Origin of the sequence: Pandoraea sp. PE-S2T-3 (assembly GCF_002179965.1) — a bacterium.
In the GTDB taxonomy this organism is placed as follows: domain Bacteria; phylum Pseudomonadota; class Gammaproteobacteria; order Burkholderiales; family Burkholderiaceae; genus Pandoraea.
Genome location: NZ_NGUQ01000035.1, coordinates 92,353 through 108,691 on the forward strand (window position 1 = coordinate 92,353; position 16,339 = coordinate 108,691).

Here is a 16,339-nt window from a genome sequence, read left to right on the forward strand (position 1 = left end):
GGACACGATTCATGAACTTCAATGTCGCGGGCAACACCGTCTACGCGTACACCGCAGGCAAACCGATTCAGCCGTCACAGCCAACGGTCGTCTTTTTGCACGGCGCCCAGCATGATCACAGCGTGTGGGGACTGCAAAGCCGCTATCTCGCGAATCACGGCATGAACGTGCTCGCACTCGACCTGCCCGGCCACCATCGCAGCAGCGGCGCGCCGCTGACGAGCATCGGCGCGCTGGCCGATTGGGTGGCCGCCGTGCTGGATGCGGCAGGTGTCGACACCGCCGCGTGGGTCGGCCACAGTATGGGTTCGCTGATTGCGCTCGACGCGGCCGCACGTCATCCGGCGCGCGTGTCGAAAATTGCACTGGTCGGCACGGCGTATCCGATGAAAGTCTCCGACGCGCTGCTGGACGCCGCCGGACAGCGCGAGCCGGAAGCCATCGCCCTCGTCAACGAGTGGTCGCACAGCACGATGGCCGCCAAGCCGTCAGCCCCCGGGCCGGGGTTCTGGACGTGGGGCGGCAACCAGCGGCTGATGGAGCGCGTGGCGAAACGCAATCCGGGAGAAAAGGTGTTCCTGACCGACTTCGAAGCCTGCAATGGCTACGATCGGGGTTGGGAGGCCGCCGCTCAGGTGAAGTGTCCCGTGCTGGCGGTGCTCGGGCAGCGCGATCAGATGACGCCCCCGCGCGCCGCGAAGGCACTGCTCGACGCCTTGCGTGAAGGCGGCGCCCCCGTGACGGTTCAGACCGTCAACGCAGGCCACGCGATCATGACAGAACAGCCAGACGCACTGCTCGATGCCCTCGTGCAATTCATGCGACACTGAACGAGACACTTAATGCGTCAACTCGCAAAGGAGGCCGGTCATGCGAGATTCCCACGACGCCGCACCCGCGTTTCAGCGGTTTGCGGATTTCTACCCGTTTTATCTGGGCGAACACCGTAACGCCACCTGCCGCCGACTGCACTTCGCCGGCTCGTGGGGCGTCATTGCGTGTGTATTGGTGTTTGCGTTCACCGGCAACGTCTGGTGGCTACCGGCGGCCGTAGTGTGCGGCTATGCATTTGCGTGGGTCGGCCACTTCTTTTTCGAGAAGAACCGGCCGGCCACGTTTCGCCACCCGCTCTACAGCCTGCTGGGCGATTGGGTGATGTTTCGCGACATCTGCCTCGGGCGCATCAAGCTCTAGCGCCTTCACCTTCACGGCCTTCGCCTCGTTCACTGTTTTCGCCACTTTCAGGCCCCGCCGCCGACGTGCCATCGTCCGGCGGGACTTCGCGCGGCAGCGCGTCGATGAGCGGCACGTCCCATTTGCCCTCTCGCAGAATCTCGGCCACGTGCGCCCCATCGAGCGCGTGGCGCTCCATCTGCCGGGCCAATTCCTCCACGTTCAACGCGAATTTAGCGACCAGCGGGGATAGCGTTGCCGTATGCGGATTTGCCAGCAGCAGCCAGCGCTCGGCAGGCGGTTGCATCATCAGGCGGCCAACCCAGCCCATTCGTTCGAGCCGCAAAAGCAGCTCGTTGGCATGGTCGAGACTCGTGCGCATGGCACGGGCCAGTTCCACCGTCGTACGGCCATTTCCGCCCGACTCCCGATCCTCATTGAGCAAATGGATGAGCGTGAGGCCATCGAGCAGATCGCTGCCCGGAAAACGCGGGTACTGAAAATGCCCCAGCCGCAGCGCGGGCAGAACGGATGCGATCGTTGCGCCAAGCAGCGCCACCAGCCACGACAGATAGATCCACAACAGGAAAATCGGCACGGCCGCAAATGCCCCATAGACCGCCGTGTACGTCGGAAACTGCCGGATGTACAAACCGAACCCGCGCTTGGTCAGATCCAGCGCCACCGCGGCCACTACACCACCGGCAAGCGCATCGCGCCAGTCGACTTTGCAGTTGGGCATGTACAGATACATCAACATGAACGCCACGGCCGTCAGCGCCGGGGGAATCAGACTGAGCAGCGAGGCGACGGCAGGCGGCAGCGTGCTGACCAGCGACATCGACTGCGTGAAGATGTACGAGCTGATCGACAGGCTCACGCCGAACAGCAGCGGCCCGAGCGTGAGCAGGCTCCAGTAGATCAGCAGCCGCTGCGCCAGCGGACGCGGGCGCGGCACGCGCCAGATCACGTTGAACGCGGACTCGACAGTCATCAACGTGAGCACGGCAGTCACCAGCAGACCGATCAGGCCGAACGCGGTGAGGCTCGTGGCCTTGGACGCAAACTGGTTGAGATAGCCGAAAATTTGTGCGTTGACGCTCTCCGGCATCAGGTGCTCGATCAGAAAGCCCTGTAGCGAGTCGCGAAACGATTTGAAAATCGGGAACGCCGTGAACAACGCGAACGTCACGGCAAAGAGCGGCACGATGGAGAGAATCGACGTGAACGTGAGGCTACCCGCAACCTGGGGAATCCGGTCGTCCTGAGCGCGCGCAAGCGCGTATTTCAGCAGTTGGCGAACGTTGTTCCAGTTAATGCGGGACAGCTTGATCAAATCGGGCTCCTGAATACGGACAGAGAACAGCAGAGGAACGAAAGCAGAACGAAAGCAGAACAACCGAGGGACAACGGAGAAGCCGTGCCACGCAAGGACAAGAGCCACGGTACTCGCGTAGGAACGCCCTATAATACCCGCACTTTTTGCTGGGTTTTCACTCGACACGCACGCTTCATGACCGAAATTCTCGTCTTGTACTACAGCCGTCACGGCACGACCGCTCAACTCGCGCAGTGCATCGCCTCCGGCATCGACAGCGTGCCGGGCGCGCAAGCTCGCGTCCGCACGGTGCCCGCCGTCTCGACGGTATGTGAAGCCAGCGCCCCCGACATTCCCGACAGCGGCCCGCCTTACGTCGAACTGCGCGACCTCGAAGAATGCGCTGGTCTCGCGCTCGGCTCGCCCACGCGCTTCGGCAACATGGCCGCCGCACTGAAATATTTCCTCGATGGCACCACGCCGCAGTGGCTCTCGGGCGCGCTCTCGGGCAAGCCCGCGTGCGTGTTCACGTCGTCGGCCAGCCTGCATGGCGGTCAGGAAAGTACGTTGCTGTCGATGATGATTCCGCTGTTGCATCACGGCATGTTGCTGATGGGCCTGCCCTACACGGAGCCGGCATTGTCGAGCACGCGCACCGGCGGATCGCCTTATGGCGCAACGCACTTCGCGCACGACGGCAACCCGCTCTCGGCGGACGAGCGCCAGTTGGCGTCGGCACTCGGCGCGCGTCTCGCACGCGCGGCACTCAAGCTGGCAGAATGACGTTCTTTGCGTGACTGCGCCGGGAACGCCCATCCAGAGGCGACGCGCGCCGCACGTCACCCCATGCAGTAGTCGTAGTAGTTAAGGCAACCGAGACAGCCCATGACTGCAACACCGCCCGAGTCTGAATCGATCGATCCGCGTGACTTGCCTGCCCCGCAGCAGGCAACGTCGGGAACGTCGAAAACGCCCCATGCTTCTGGCTCGGCCGGTGCGGCCACGGCAGCGGCATCGACCGCTCCGGGCGTCGCTGACGCGTCCAGCACGCTACGCCGCATCAGCATCGCCAGCCTGCTCGCCTTGATTGCCCTCTCGGTCGCGTGGGAGCTCTGGCTTGCGCCATTGCGTCCGGGCGGGTCGTGGCTGGTGCTCAAGGCGCTGCTGCTGTTGCTGCCGTTGCGCGGTGTGCTGCGCGGCAATCTGTACACGCTGCAATGGTCGAGCATGTTCATCCTGCTGTTTCTCGCCGAAGGGGTCGTGCGCGGCATGACCGATACGGGGCCGTCCGTCTTGCTCGCATGGATCGAAACGGCGTTGTCGGCCGTGTTCTTCTTCGCCACCGTTTTCTATCTGCGCCCGTTCAAGCGCGCCGCGAAGGCTCGCGGCCAGCAGGCAACGGCAGCGCGTCAGCCGCAATGAACGACACCGCATTCCTCACCGCCTGCATCGACCTGCTCGGCCGTGATCACGTGTTGCATAAAGACTCGGACGTCGCCCCGTATCTGATCGACCAACGCAAGCGTTACGTGGGCCGCGCGCTCGCCGTGCTGCGCCCCGCCGATGCCATGCAGACGGCTGCGCTCGTGCGGTTGTGCGTCGCACATGGAGTGTCGATGGTGCCGCAAGGCGGCAACACGGGGCTCGCAGGCGGCGCGACACCGGATGCGAGCGGGCGGCAGGTGGTCATCAGCCTGCGACGTCTGGACCGCATTCGTCAGGTGGATGCGGACAACATGACGCTCACCGCCGAAGCCGGTTGCCTGCTGGCCAATGTGCAGGCCGCAGCGGCATCCGCGCAGCGCCTGTTCCCGTTGAGCCTCGCGGCGGAAGGCAGTTGCACGATTGGTGGCAATCTGGCGACGAACGCAGGCGGCACCGCAGTGCTGCGTTACGGCAATGCGCGTGAATTGTGTCTCGGTCTGGAAGTGGTCACGCCGCAAGGCGAATTGTGGGATGGCCTGCGCGGCCTTCGCAAGGACAACACCGGCTACGATCTGCGCGATCTGTTCATCGGCGCGGAAGGCACGCTCGGCCTGATTACCGCCGCGACGCTGAAACTCTTTGCACAACCCGCTGCACGTATGACAGCCCTCGCCGCGCTCGATAGCCCGGCGCAGGCGTTGGCGCTGCTCAATCTCGCGCAGTCGATGGCAGGCCCGCTGCTCACGGGCTTCGAGCTGATGTCGGATTTCTGCCTGCGTCTCGTCGCGCAGGTCTTCCCGCAGCAGCGTTATCCGTTTGCCGAAACGCATCCGCAAGCGGTGCTGCTCGAACTCTCCGACAACGAGAGCGAAGCGCATGCGCGCGATTTGCTGGAGCGCCTGCTCGCGGCCGCCATCGAGCGCGGCATCGTGCGCGACGCCATCGTCGCGGCCAGCCTCGCGCAGTCGAATGCGCTCTGGCACCTTCGCGAGAGCATTCCGCTCGCCCAGTCGGCCACCGGCTTGAACATCAAGCACGACATTGCGGTGCCGGTGTCACAGGTCCCTGCATTCCTCACAGCAACCGATCCGATCGTGCAAAAGATCGCACCGGGCGCCCGCATGGTGACGTTCGGGCACTTGGGCGACGGCAATCTGCACTACAACGTGATGGCACCGGACGGCGTCGATCCGGAAACCTTCCTGCGCGACTTGCAAACGCCGGTCACGTTGGCGGTACACGACAGCGTGCATGCCCATCGCGGCACGATCAGCGCGGAACACGGGCTCGGACAGTTCAAGCGCGACGCCTCGGCACATTACAAGTCGCCTGTGGAACTGGCACTGATGCGCCAGATCAAGGCCGCGTTTGATCCGCTCGGCCTGATGAACCCGGGCAAGGTGCTGCCGGACTGACGTCTCGGCCGGTTTCAGCGCCTTTCGCTCGAAAAGCCCCGTTTTCCGTAAAAATATCGTCAATTTCGCGACAAAACGCCGCGAAATCGCGCCACGTTCTTTACAGAAGCGCGGTAAAAACCTAAAATCACGTCTTTCCAATAACGACGGAGTTTTCCGTGGGCAGTTGCTCTAGTAGCACGCAAGCGTCGGCAATGACCGACGAGGCGTTGGCCCGGTAACCCGCAGTCGTCCCCCGACTGCCGCTGCCGGCCCCCAATGTCGCAGCGGTAGTGCATCGATCGCACCGATTTCATCGGCAGCGATCACGTTTCACAGCACCCCCACCGCAGTTCAGCTATCACCGGATGCCTTCGCGCACCCGGGTACGACACGCTTGATGCGCGTGTTGGCTCGCCAGCCCACTGGCAGCAAACACACGCACGCCTAGCCTGTCGACGCTTGCGTAGCCTTCACGTGTTTCAGCATTCGCAGCGCCGCCATGTGCGCGGGCCCAAGGCCTGCACGCGTGCCCTGCATTTCGCTGCACTACGCTGCATTAGCGAAACACGCCGCCAAGCCCCGGCATCCGCCGTCTCAGGCCACGCACCCGGCCTTTGATTCAGGAGGACCCATGACGCTGCAAATGCTCATCCCCACGCTGTTCGGCCGCCATCGCGCCCGTACGCCCGCCACGCCAGTCACCGCGACGACTTCGCCGCAATACCGGCTGGTCGTGCTCACGCTCGCCTCGAAGGCCAGCGCCATCGACGTCAAGGTGCGCACCGCTCTTCAAACCCATCAACTCAAGCTGGAAACCGCCGCACGCGCCGATCGCTCGGGCGGCTACCTGCTGGAACTCGACTACGTCCTGCGCTGCGAACGCAGCCGGCGCGCCGCGCTGGTCCACCTTGTCTCCACCCTCGGCGATACGCCCGGTGTTCGCGCCATTCGCTGGGAAACCGCACCGAATGAAGCAGGGCGCTAACGCCTCGTCGTAACCGCCCGCCAAGGCCGACCGAAGCCCCTTTCCGCAACGCATAGGAAGGGGCTTTGGCCACCCGCCCGCACCTCCGCAGGGGGCCTCCTGCGAAGCCCCTGTTCCCCGCCTCTCCAGCGGCTTGCGGTCCAACTTCTCTCGCCCCACTCAGACCTGTACGTTCACGTACATGTTGTGCTACGATGCGCCATTCTCGATCGGAGGCGCAGCCATGCCCGCAGATCCCACCGAACACGCCTCACCTAACGACGACGCCCTGCTGACGGTCAGCCAAGCCGCGACGGCACTCGGCGTCACGGCGCGCACGCTGAAGTACTACGAGGAACTCAATCTCGTCGTGCCCGCTCGCAGCGAAGGCCGCTACCGGATGTACACGCAGGCCGACCTCGCGACCTTCGGCCGCATTCTCCGCATGCGCTCGCTCGGCTTCTCCATCGCCGCCATCACCGAGATGCTCAAACGTCCCATGCGTCTGGTCGAAGCCGGCAAGTCACGCATGAATGACGAAGACCTCCAAGTCGTGCGCGACGCCCTCCATTCGCAACTCGAAACGCTGCGCGAACGCACTGCTCAAGTCCGGCGCGAACTGCGTGAAGCCGAAAAGATGGAAGCGCAAATCACCCACGACCTCCAATACATCGACCAACGGCTTCAAGGCGTTCCCGCCGACGAGTTACTCGCCGAACGCGCGGCCAAACTGCGCAAATCGTAACGCCCCTCGCCCGCCATGACCTCTGCCACCCCGCCCACCGGTTCCGCTTCCGCACCGCCGCCCCGCGCGCCGGCGCCGGGTGGTGCCAGCAGCGCCAGTGGCACCGGCTCGCGGCGCCCCATCCGCGCCGAAGCCTATCGCTACGCGCTGGGCCTCATCCCGGGACTCGAATTCTTCGAGAACGCGCTGCTGGTCTACTTTGCGGTCTACGTCTCGGGCGGCGTCGACGCCTCGCCCAAAGAATTCGTCTGGATGACGACGGCCTACGGCATCGCCTCGGTGCTCGCCATCCTCAAACAACAATGGTTCGTCGAACGCATCGGCTACCGGCGCTATCTCACCGCCTCACTGCTGCTCTACGCGTGCGGCGCGGTGCTCGCGGGAACCAGTGAAAGCGTCACGCAACTCGTGATCGCCCGGGCCTGCCAAGGCTTTTGCGCGGGCAGTTGGATGAGCTCTTGCCGGATCCTCGCGCAAGTCAGCGTGCCCCCTGAGCGTCGCGGCAAAACGGTACAGACGTTCGCCCTGCTGCTGTTCACGGGCTCGGCCGCCGCCCCGCTGATCGGCGGCATGCTGGTCTCGGCGTACACGTGGCGCACGCTGTTCCTGTGCACGGCGCCACCCGCCGTGCTGCTCGCCGCGCTGGCATGGTTCGCGATTCCGGATGTCGGCCGATTGCGTGATCGCGCCACCGGCGGCAGCTACCCCTTCGCACCGTTCATGGCGTTCGCGCTCGCGATGGGCGCGTTTCAGGTCGTGCTTCAGGAAATGCGTTACACGCTCTGGCTGCAAACGCCCTGGCTGCCGCTGCTGACGGTTGCCGGCGTGGGCGCGCTGGTGTGGTTCGGCTACCACCAGTGGCAACACCCGGCACCGTTCATCCGATTGCAGTCGCTGCGCCGACGCGAGTTTCAAGTCGGCCTGCTGCTCTACGCCGCCTATTACTATCTGGCGAACACGCAGAGCTATCTGATGCCGCGCCTGCTCGAACAAGGGCTCGGTTTCACGGTGGAGCGCACGGGGCAGTTGCTCGGCTATTCGGCGCTGCTGACGGTCATCCTGCTCATGGCCTATTTCCGCGTAGCGAAATTCATTACGCGCAAGAAGTACCTGATCGTGAGCGGCTTCGTGATGACGATCGCCACCAGCCTGTGGCTCGGCGCCATGCCACCGGATGCCGGACAAAATCAGCTCTACGGGGTGCTCGCGCTCAAAGCGGTATTCGGGATCTTCACGGTGCTGCCGGTCGCGAATCTCACGTTCCGTACGTTCGATCACGAAAGCTTCGTGCACGGCTACCGGCTGAAGAACATCCTGCGCCAGCTCTCGGGATCGTTTGCCGTGTCGACCATCGTGGCGTTCGAGCAGCATCGCGAAGCCCTGCATCGCACTCGCCTCACGGAAGTCGCCAACCCTTACAACCCGATCTTCACGCAGACGCTCGACACGCTCGCCAATGCGCTCACGCACGCGGGAGTCGCGGTCTCGCAGGCGCACGGCGCGGCGCTCGCCCAGATTGCACAGATGATCGAGCGGCAGGCCGCGTTTCTGTCGTTCATCGACGGCTTTCATTTCATTGCCATCGTGGCACTGTGCGGCGCGATATTTGCAGCGTTCCAGAAGCAGCTAAATTAGAATCGTGACGTGCCCGCCGGAGGGCGCGCTCATGGACGCACACGGGTTCAGGCCTGTGTTTCAAGCCGGTTCTCGTGCGACCCCGCTTCCGGCGCCCCACTCTTGCTGTCGCTGCCCCGGCCGTCATGCTCAAAGCCCTGCTGTCACGCCTCATGCCGTCGCGCACGCCAAGCCGTGCCATTGACGATGACCTTTGGCGCGAAGTCGTCGATGCCCTGCCGTTTCTGGCCTCCCGCAGCGCCGCCGATCTCGACAAGCTGCGCGCACTGGCTGCCGATTTTCTCGGCGGCAAACACTTCTCCACCGCCCATGACCTGCCGCTCACGGAAGCCATGCAGGTGTCGGTGGCCGCGCAGGCCTGCCTGCCGATCCTCAATCTGCCGCCCGCGCTCTATCGCGGCTGGTCGGGCATCGTGCTCTATCCGGGCGAGTTTCTGATTCGCAAGACGGTGCAGGACGAAGACGGCGTCGTGCACGACGTGGCACAAGAGGCCAGCGGCGAAGCCTGGGATGGCGGCCCGGTCGTGCTTTCATGGCAGGACGTGCAAGCCAGCGACGTGCTGGCCTACAACGTGGTGATTCACGAGTTCGTCCACAAGATCGACATGGAGAACGGCGAAGCCGATGGCGTTCCCCCGCTGATCCGGCGCCTGCACGGAGATCTGACGGAACCGGTGTGGTGCGAGGTCTTCGACCCGGCTTACGAGGAGTTTTGCCACCACGTGTCGAATGTGCCGGACGCTCACTGGGACGCCTTCGCGTCGACCTCGCTGCTCGACCCTTACGCCACGGAGCACGAATCGGAGTTTTTCGCGGTCTGCGCCGAAGCGTTCTTCGTCGCCCCGGTGGCGTTCCGCACCGAATATCCAGCGCTGTACACGCTGTTTTCCCGGTATTTCCTGCAAGATCCGGCCGCGACACCGCCAACGGCCGGCGAGGCACCGCCGCCCGGCGCGCCAAGCCCATGAAATCGTTGCAGAATTCCGGATTTCCGTGGCATAATGCGCGTTTTGCTCACCCGGAAAGTGGTTGACGCCATTTCAGTCGCACAGGTTTGTATGTTCAAACGCGCGCGACGGCGTTAGCGGGGAATCTCCCGCGCAGACTGGCTACCGACTTAACCTAAGGTCCATCATGAAAGAAGGCATTCACCCGAATTACCGCGAAGTCGTGTTCAAGGACATGACGCCGGGCATCGACTTCCAATTCATCAGCCGCTCGACGATCCAGACGAAGGAAACCGTTGAGATCGACGGCAAGTCGTACCCGCTCGTGAAGCTGGATACGTCGTCGGCATCGCACAACTTCTACACCGGCGAAACGCGCATCATGGATGCCGAAGGCCGCGTCGACAAGTTCAAGAAGAAGTTCGGCACGCGCGCCGGCGGCAAGGTCGCCTAAGTTTTACAGGCGACACGCCGCACAACGCAAAACTGGCCCACGGCATGTCCGGCGGGCTGGCAAATGGGGGAGAAATTCCCCGGCGTTGGAAAGCATCGGAAAGGGGCAGCTCAGGCTGCCCTTTTTTGTTGGGCGTGGCCTGCGCCATGCTGCGGGTTACTGTCATACTGTCGGCTTTTCTGGTTTCCCCGAATTTTCTCCTGAGCCATTTCTGGCTCGCGCCCTGTTTTTCCGCGATCCGGCCCCATGGCCGGTAACGTCGTCCGGCCTATGAAACGAGTTCGCATCACCGCCTCTGCCACCAGCGCGCTTCCTCGCTCGCTGCTCTTTGCCATTTGCGTCATCTATGTGCTGGCGGGGTTGTTTGGTCGCGATCCGTGGAAGAACGAAGACGCCGCCGGTTTCGGCATCATGTGGACGATGGCGCACGGCCAGTTGTCCGACTGGCTGCTGCCGAATATCGCCGGCAAGCCGATCTATGACGCGGGTCCGCTGGTCTCGTGGCTGGGCGCTCTCGCCATTCGCACTTTCTCGTGGCTCGACGCGCCGGACGCCGCGCGCATCGTCACCGGTCTGTGCTTCTACGCCACCTGCACGTTCATCTGGTACGGCACCTATTTGCTGGGCCGCCGCCCGGAAGTGCAACCGTTCAAATATGCCTTCGGCGGCGAACCCGAACCGCGCGACTACGGCCGAACCCTCGCCGATGGCGCGCTGCTGATTCTGCTCGCCTGCTTCGGTCTGGCCGAACGCGGTCACGAAACCACCGCCACGGTCGGGCAACTGACGCTCATCTCGATGGCGATCTACGGTCTGGTGCGCAGCCTCGACAAGCCGCGCCAGGGCGCTGTCTGGTTTGGCCTCGCCCTCGGCGGCATGGCGCTCGCGTCGTCGCCGCTGATGACGCTCTCGCTGTGGATTGCCGGTATCGCCGTGGGCGTGCTGTGCCGCGCCGTACCGCTGCGCATGTTGCTGATCGTGTCGACACCCGTCGCGCTCATCATCGCCTGCGCATGGCCGCTTGCCGCACTCAAGTTTGCCGATGGCGCGCGTAGCTGGCTGGGCGAATGGGCCGACATCGGTGTCGACGCCTTCAGTGGCCCGTCGATCAACTCGCTCAGCTACATCACCAAGAATCTGGCGCTGTTCGCGTGGCCGGCATGGCCGCTGGCAGCGTGGTCGCTGTACTCGTGGCGCGGCATGCGCCGTGCCCCGCACATCGCCATTCCGCTGGCGCTCGCGGTGCCGGTGCTGGTGTTGATCGTATTGCAAGCGCATCAGGGCAATCAGCTCTTCATGCTGGCCCTGCCCGCGCTCTCGATCATCGCCGCGTTCGGCCTGCCGTCGCTCAAGCGCGGCACGGTCAACGCCATCGACTGGTTCGCCGTGCTGTCGTTCACGGTGCTGGCCGGCTTCGTATGGATCGTGTGGCTGGCAGGTGTTTTCGGATTCCCTGCGCAGATCGCCCGCAACCTGCGACGTCTGGTGCCCGGCTTTGTGCCGGAGTTCAGCTGGGTGACGCTGATCAGTGCGCTCGCCGTAACCGGCGCGTGGGTCACGCTCGTCGCGTGGCGCGTGTCGCGCAGCCCGAAGGTCATGTGGCGCAGCGTGGTGCTCTCCTCGGGCGGCACGACGCTGATGTGGGTGCTGCTCATGACGCTCTGGCTGCCGGTGGTGAACTACGGCCGGACGTATCGCGACGTGGCCGCACAGATTTCGGCGCACCTTCCGGCGGACTACACCTGCATTCGCACGGTGCGCGTGGGCGATGCGCAGCTCGCGTCGTTCGCTTACTTCGGCAAGATGCGTTTCGGCTCAAGCAACGACGATTGCGACGTGCTGTTGCGTCAGGACTCGCAGGACTATAGCGAACCGCTCTCGCTCGCCCCTTACGAATGGCGGCAGCTCTGGGAAGGCCGCCGTGCGGCCGACCGTGACGAACGCTTCCGTCTCTACGTGCTGCAAGAGCGTCCGTGGCGCCGTTCGGCTCGTCCGCGTTGACCTCTCCCTCGCTTCCCATGTGGCATGACATCAAGCGCATCGCCGCGCTCGCGTGGCCGGTACTGATCGGCCAGCTCGCGGTCATCGCCTTCGGGGTGATGGACACGGCGATGGTCGGGCGCGCCTCGGCCTTCGATCTGGCCTCGCTCGCGCTCGGCGGCTCGATCTACATCACCGTCTACGTCGGCCTGATGGGCATTCTCGTCGCACTCTCCCCGATCGCCGCCCAACGCTTTGGTGCCGGTGAGCGACTGGAGATCGGCGAGGAAGTGCGTCAGGCGATCTGGCTCGCCCTCTTTCTGGCGATTCCGGGCTTCCTGCTGCTCACGCATCCGCAATTCATCCTGCGCCTGTCGGAAGCCAATCCTGCGTTGGAAGTCCGCGCAAGCGCTTATCTCCAGATTCTGGCGTTCGGCCTGCCCGCCGCGTTGCTGTTCCGTGTGTACTCGTCGCTGTCGACGGCCGTCGCGCAACCGCGCATCGTCATGGCGATTCAGGTCACGGGTCTTGCGCTAAAGGTGCCGCTCAATCTCGCACTGATTTATGGCGTCGAGCGCATCGGCATTCCGCCGCTGGGCAGCACGGGCTGCGCCATTGCGACGACAGCGATCAACTGGGTGTCCTGCGCGCTGGGGCTCACGTTGATGGTGCGGCACTCGAAGCTGCGCGAATTCGGCATCTTCTCGCACTTCTGCTGGCCGCAATGGCACGCCATTCGCACGCTGCTGAAGCTCGGCGTGCCGATGGGATTGAGCTACCTGATCGAAGTCACGGCGTTCTCGTTCATGGCGATTTTCATCACGCGCTTGGGCGACACCACACTGGCCGGTCACCAGATCGCCGCCAACCTCGGCGCATTGACATACATGCTGCCGATGTCGATCGCCATTGCCACCGCGACACTCACGGCGCAGGCCATTGGCGCGCGCAACTTCAACGCGGCTCACCTCGTCGGACGCCACGGCATCCTGTTCGCAGGCACGCTCAGCGCAGGGCTGGCGAGCCTCGTCTGGCTGACCCGCCCATGGATCGTGGAGGCCTACACGGCCGACCCGGCGGTCGCCGCCGTGGCCACACCGCTGCTGGCCTTCGTCGCGTTCTATCACCTGTTCGACGCACTGCAAGTGAGCGCCGTCTTCGTGCTGCGCGCATGGAAAGTGGCGATCATCCCGACCGTCATCTACGCGGTGTCGCTGTGGGGTGTTGGTTTGGGTGGCGGTTACGTGCTGGGCTTCGATAGCTGGGGGCTCTCCCCGGCATGGCTGCATGGCGCCACCGGCTTCTGGTTTGCCAACGGCGCGAGCCTCGCGGTCGCGGCGTGCGGCCTGCTGTGCTACCTGCGCTGGGTCGCCAGCGCGAAAGGTGGACGAGGTCTGGCGAGCTAACGCGCAAGCCAGCCCCGCTCCTTTGCGCTGCTTCTCTCTGGTCCGCGCTGGTCCGCGCTGGTCTGCGTTAGTTGGCTCGAACGGCCAGATCCAGCGCACTGAAGAACCCGTCGTACACATCCTTCTCCAGCACGGTCTCAGTCCGCGCATCGCCATTGCTGTCCCATACGGTGCGATCGAATCGCACCCGCACCAGCGAACCCTGCTCGACGTGCTGAACCCGCTCACCCCGTTCCCCTAACTTGCCCTGTTTGCCCTGTTCGCCCTGCGTCGAGCGCACCGCGACGATCACCGCCATGCGCTCGTGATCCGGCTTGGCCGGCAGACCACCGATGCGCGACTTCAGAACGCCCCGCGCAATCTGACGCCATTTCGGCACCAGCACCGTGTTGCGCTCCGCCTCGACGACACCCATCTCGGTATCGACCGACACCGGCGCGTAACCCTCCTTGGCGAGCGTTCTGGAGATCGCCTCGAGAATGCGCGCCTGCTGCGTTTCGGCGAGCACATGATCCCGCAGTTGCCGCAGCGTCTCGCGTTGCGCATCGGTCAGATCGACGCTGACCTGCCGCGAGCTATAACGCACCAGTTGCCCGCCGCTGCCCGTCTCCCGCTCGTTGGCCGGCGGGCTCGCGCAGGCGGAAATCCCGGCGAGCAACGAGAGACCTGCGATGGCAGTCCCCACACCGGCCAGCAGGCGACGGGCAGTACCGCTGACAGGACAGACTAAGGCAGGAAGGCAAGGCGATTTCACGACAGACGCGTGCGGCGGCGAGAGATGACTCATGAGCTTAGGAGGACGAGAGAGCGCACCTATAATAGGAACCCGCGATGCCCGCCACAAACGACTTATTCTTGCTAACGCATTAGCCGTTCTACAAGGTTCCGCCATGCGCCCCCTGCGCCCCTCGCGCCGACTGCCACCCCTGAACGCTCTGCGAAGTTTCGAAGCCGCCGGCCGGCTGAACAGCCTGACGCTTGCCGCCGAAGCGCTGAACGTCACCCAGAGCGCCGTTGCCCAGCAAATTCGCGTGCTCGAATCCTTTTTCGGACAAAAACTGTTCGAACGCGATGGCCGCACCGTGCGCCTCACGGTGCGCGGCCGTCACTACTGGACGGACGTATCGGCCTGCCTGGGCCGGCTCGCCGAAGCCACCGAGCAGATGCTGGATGACACCCACCACCTGCCGATTCGCGTGAACGCCTCGACGTCGTTCACTCACGCGTGGCTGCTGCCGCATCTGGCCCACTTTCGCAGCCATCATCCCGATATCGAAGTGGAAATCGTCACGACGCCGGATCAACACATCGGGCAGCTCGACGAAACGAGCGATGTCGTGATTCGCCGCTACACCCCGGAACTGCGTCGACAAGGCTTCATCTCGAAACCCTGGCTGCGCAGCGAGGCCGTGGCAGTCTGCGCACCGGATCTCCCGTCGCTTGACGCGCTGCACACCCCCGCCGATCTGCTTCATGCGCCGCTGCTGCACTACGCGGGTCTGCCGCAAGGCTGGCAATACTGGTTCCACTGCGCGCAAGTCAGCGTGGGCGAAACGCTACGCGGGCCGATCTTCGACGAGTTTCTGCTGGCGCTGCGCGCGGCGGCGAGCGGACACGGTATCTGTCTCGCCCCGCGCGCCGTGATTCAGGACGATCTGGATCGCGGCAAGCTGGTCGCCCTCTTCGACGACACCGTCCGTCTCGAAGGCCCGCCCTATCACTGCCTGTATCGGGCCGACGACGACCCGCGTCTGGCCACCTTCATCGATTGGCTAGTCAGCCGGGCGCCCGATACGCATCGGCCAGTGATCGCCGGGTGATATCTGCGGGGGCATCGGGCCATCCGAGGCTGCCCGGCAGTCGGCGCACTTCAGGCATACACTCATTCGTTCTGCCACCTTTGAGAACGCCGGCCGACCTCGCAGGCTCGCCTCGGCGCCCGCTTCCAAATGCATCAACAAACGTTTCTCGTCACCGGCGCCACACGCGGCATCGGCTTCGCGATCAGCGCCCTGCTCGCAGAACAAGGCCACCGCGTCGTGGGCATCGCGCGCCATACGGCCGATGTCAATTTTCCCGGCACGCTCGTCGAATGCGATCTCGCCGATGTCGACCAGACAGGCAATGCGTTACGCAGTATCGGCGAGCGCTTCGAGATCACCGGCATCGTGAACAACGCCGGCATCGCGTCGCCGCAACCGCTCGAACAACTGGACTTCGCCACGCTGCAACAGGTCTTCGATCTGAACGTGCGTGCAGCGATTCAGGTGACGCAACACTTCGTCGGCGCCATGAAGACGCGCCGTTACGGGCGCATCGTCAACATCACCAGCCGGGCCATCTACGGTGGACTGGATCGCACCGCGTACGCCGCAGCAAAAAGCGCGTTAGTGGGTTGCACGCGCACGTGGGCACTCGAACTCGCGGAATACGGCATCACCAGCAACGCCGTCGCGCCGGGCCCCGTGGAAACCGAGTTGTTCCGCAAATCGCGCCCCGTCGGCAGCGACGCCGAGCGCAGGATTCTCGCCACGATCCCCATGCGCCGCCTCGGCGACCCGGCAGAAATTGCTTCGGCCGCCGTCTTCTTTCTGTCGGAATCGGCCAGCTTCGTCACCGGGCAGGTGTTGGGTGTCGATGGCGGCGGCAGTCTTGGCGGACGCTCCTGACGCATCGTTGTACGACAACTATTTCATCAAGAACATGGCGGATCGGTGCGAGATTCGGCAGGCGCGTCCGGGTGGGTGATGCCATCCCTTCCCTCTCGGCTGAACACCTGACTGAGTTCTATCGCCGGTAATTTCATTCGTAAAAGGGTATACCCGGAAAGGCATCGGAAAGAAGTTTCCCTAGAATGTTGTCTGACGACATACAACAAGCCTGTATGTACCCACT

At 64.1% G+C, this 16,339-nt stretch carries 16 protein-coding genes; 14 read left to right on the plus strand and 2 right to left on the minus strand.

Annotated elements, in window-relative coordinates; translation table 11 throughout:
• Positions 1-11 precede the first annotated feature (11 nt).
• Together CDV46_RS20920 and CDV46_RS20925 are read left to right on the plus strand one after the other, a co-directional pair.
• On the plus strand, positions 12-830 hold the full coding sequence (locus tag CDV46_RS20920) for an alpha/beta fold hydrolase (protein ID WP_087724727.1): 819 nt from the start codon (positions 12-14) through the stop codon (positions 828-830).
• Between the two features lie 40 nt (positions 831-870).
• The gene (locus tag CDV46_RS20925; protein ID WP_087724729.1) at positions 871-1,194 is read left to right on the plus strand and encodes a DUF962 domain-containing protein; all 324 of its coding nucleotides are present in this window, start codon (positions 871-873) and stop codon (positions 1,192-1,194) included.
• Here CDV46_RS20925 and CDV46_RS20930 read toward each other — a convergent pair.
• Entirely contained in the window at positions 1,184-2,509 is a 1,326-nt protein-coding gene (locus tag CDV46_RS20930; RefSeq protein ID WP_087724731.1) for a YihY family inner membrane protein, read from the minus strand. The two genes, CDV46_RS20925 and CDV46_RS20930, sit on opposite strands and share 11 nt — an antisense overlap.
• Positions 2,510-2,686: 177 nt before the next feature.
• On the opposite strand from CDV46_RS20930, the gene wrbA reads away from it, so the two are divergent.
• The 10 genes from wrbA (at position 2,687) to CDV46_RS20980 (ending at position 13,444) form a co-directional block, all read left to right on the plus strand.
• A complete protein-coding gene (gene wrbA, locus CDV46_RS20935; RefSeq protein ID WP_058378154.1) occupies positions 2,687-3,274 on the plus strand; it encodes an NAD(P)H:quinone oxidoreductase in 588 nt (195 codons plus the stop codon).
• A 102-nt stretch (positions 3,275-3,376) separates the two neighbouring features.
• Positions 3,377-3,913 (plus strand): DUF2069 domain-containing protein, encoded by a 537-nt coding sequence (locus CDV46_RS20940; RefSeq protein ID WP_087687030.1) that lies wholly within the window; start codon positions 3,377-3,379, stop codon positions 3,911-3,913.
• On the plus strand, positions 3,910-5,331 hold the full coding sequence (locus tag CDV46_RS20945) for an FAD-binding oxidoreductase (RefSeq protein WP_087687029.1): 1,422 nt from the start codon (positions 3,910-3,912) through the stop codon (positions 5,329-5,331). The genes CDV46_RS20940 and CDV46_RS20945 overlap by 4 nt, the downstream gene beginning before the upstream one ends.
• A gap of 613 nt (positions 5,332-5,944) precedes the next feature.
• The gene (locus tag CDV46_RS20950; RefSeq protein ID WP_087687028.1) at positions 5,945-6,298 is read left to right on the plus strand and encodes a hypothetical protein; all 354 of its coding nucleotides are present in this window, start codon (positions 5,945-5,947) and stop codon (positions 6,296-6,298) included.
• A 223-nt stretch (positions 6,299-6,521) separates the two neighbouring features.
• The gene (locus CDV46_RS20955) at positions 6,522-7,022 is read left to right on the plus strand and encodes a MerR family transcriptional regulator (RefSeq protein ID WP_087724733.1); all 501 of its coding nucleotides are present in this window, start codon (positions 6,522-6,524) and stop codon (positions 7,020-7,022) included.
• A gap of 15 nt (positions 7,023-7,037) precedes the next feature.
• Complete coding sequence (locus CDV46_RS20960; RefSeq protein WP_087724735.1) at positions 7,038-8,657, plus strand: MFS transporter; 1,620 nt, start codon at positions 7,038-7,040, stop codon at positions 8,655-8,657.
• Between the two features lie 125 nt (positions 8,658-8,782).
• The gene (locus CDV46_RS20965; RefSeq protein WP_087687025.1) at positions 8,783-9,625 is read left to right on the plus strand and encodes a zinc-dependent peptidase; all 843 of its coding nucleotides are present in this window, start codon (positions 8,783-8,785) and stop codon (positions 9,623-9,625) included.
• A 166-nt stretch (positions 9,626-9,791) separates the two neighbouring features.
• Positions 9,792-10,058, plus strand: a complete 267-nt coding sequence (locus CDV46_RS20970) for a type B 50S ribosomal protein L31 (RefSeq protein ID WP_058378148.1) — start codon at positions 9,792-9,794, stop codon at positions 10,056-10,058.
• Positions 10,059-10,328: 270 nt separating this feature from the next.
• Positions 10,329-12,059, plus strand: a complete 1,731-nt coding sequence (locus CDV46_RS20975) for an ArnT family glycosyltransferase (protein WP_087687024.1) — start codon at positions 10,329-10,331, stop codon at positions 12,057-12,059.
• A 17-nt stretch (positions 12,060-12,076) separates the two neighbouring features.
• Complete coding sequence (locus CDV46_RS20980; protein WP_087724737.1) at positions 12,077-13,444, plus strand: MATE family efflux transporter; 1,368 nt, start codon at positions 12,077-12,079, stop codon at positions 13,442-13,444.
• A 67-nt stretch (positions 13,445-13,511) separates the two neighbouring features.
• Here the strand turns inward: CDV46_RS20980 and CDV46_RS20985 are convergent, their stop codons facing one another.
• Positions 13,512-14,198, minus strand: a complete 687-nt coding sequence (locus CDV46_RS20985; RefSeq protein ID WP_254916147.1) for a hypothetical protein — start codon at positions 14,196-14,198, stop codon at positions 13,512-13,514.
• A gap of 136 nt (positions 14,199-14,334) precedes the next feature.
• Here CDV46_RS20985 and CDV46_RS20990 point away from each other — a divergent pair, with 136 nt between their 5' ends.
• Both CDV46_RS20990 and CDV46_RS20995 read left to right on the plus strand, forming a co-directional pair.
• Positions 14,335-15,264: a LysR substrate-binding domain-containing protein gene (locus tag CDV46_RS20990; RefSeq protein ID WP_087724739.1), complete on the plus strand. Its 930-nt coding sequence runs from the start codon at positions 14,335-14,337 to the stop codon at positions 15,262-15,264.
• A gap of 129 nt (positions 15,265-15,393) precedes the next feature.
• Complete coding sequence (locus CDV46_RS20995; protein WP_087724742.1) at positions 15,394-16,113, plus strand: SDR family oxidoreductase; 720 nt, start codon at positions 15,394-15,396, stop codon at positions 16,111-16,113.
• Positions 16,114-16,339 lie beyond the last annotated feature (226 nt).

Bases quoted from the DNA above. Each gene is read 5' to 3' on its own strand.
- CDV46_RS20920 (WP_087724727.1), top strand. From the start codon at position 12: ATGAACTTCAATGTCGCGGGCAACACCGTCTACGCGTACACCGCAGGC.
- CDV46_RS20925 (WP_087724729.1), top strand. From the start codon at position 871: ATGCGAGATTCCCACGACGCCGCACCCGCGTTTCAGCGGTTTGCGGAT.
- wrbA (WP_058378154.1), top strand. From the start codon at position 2,687: ATGACCGAAATTCTCGTCTTGTACTACAGCCGTCACGGCACGACCGCT.
- CDV46_RS20940 (WP_087687030.1), top strand. From the start codon at position 3,377: ATGACTGCAACACCGCCCGAGTCTGAATCGATCGATCCGCGTGACTTG.
- CDV46_RS20945 (WP_087687029.1), top strand. From the start codon at position 3,910: ATGAACGACACCGCATTCCTCACCGCCTGCATCGACCTGCTCGGCCGT.
- CDV46_RS20950 (WP_087687028.1), top strand. From the start codon at position 5,945: ATGACGCTGCAAATGCTCATCCCCACGCTGTTCGGCCGCCATCGCGCC.
- CDV46_RS20955 (WP_087724733.1), top strand. From the start codon at position 6,522: ATGCCCGCAGATCCCACCGAACACGCCTCACCTAACGACGACGCCCTG.
- CDV46_RS20960 (WP_087724735.1), top strand. From the start codon at position 7,038: ATGACCTCTGCCACCCCGCCCACCGGTTCCGCTTCCGCACCGCCGCCC.
- CDV46_RS20965 (WP_087687025.1), top strand. From the start codon at position 8,783: ATGCTCAAAGCCCTGCTGTCACGCCTCATGCCGTCGCGCACGCCAAGC.
- CDV46_RS20970 (WP_058378148.1), top strand. From the start codon at position 9,792: ATGAAAGAAGGCATTCACCCGAATTACCGCGAAGTCGTGTTCAAGGAC.
- CDV46_RS20975 (WP_087687024.1), top strand. From the start codon at position 10,329: ATGAAACGAGTTCGCATCACCGCCTCTGCCACCAGCGCGCTTCCTCGC.
- CDV46_RS20980 (WP_087724737.1), top strand. From the start codon at position 12,077: ATGTGGCATGACATCAAGCGCATCGCCGCGCTCGCGTGGCCGGTACTG.
- CDV46_RS20990 (WP_087724739.1), top strand. From the start codon at position 14,335: ATGCGCCCCCTGCGCCCCTCGCGCCGACTGCCACCCCTGAACGCTCTG.
- CDV46_RS20995 (WP_087724742.1), top strand. From the start codon at position 15,394: ATGCATCAACAAACGTTTCTCGTCACCGGCGCCACACGCGGCATCGGC.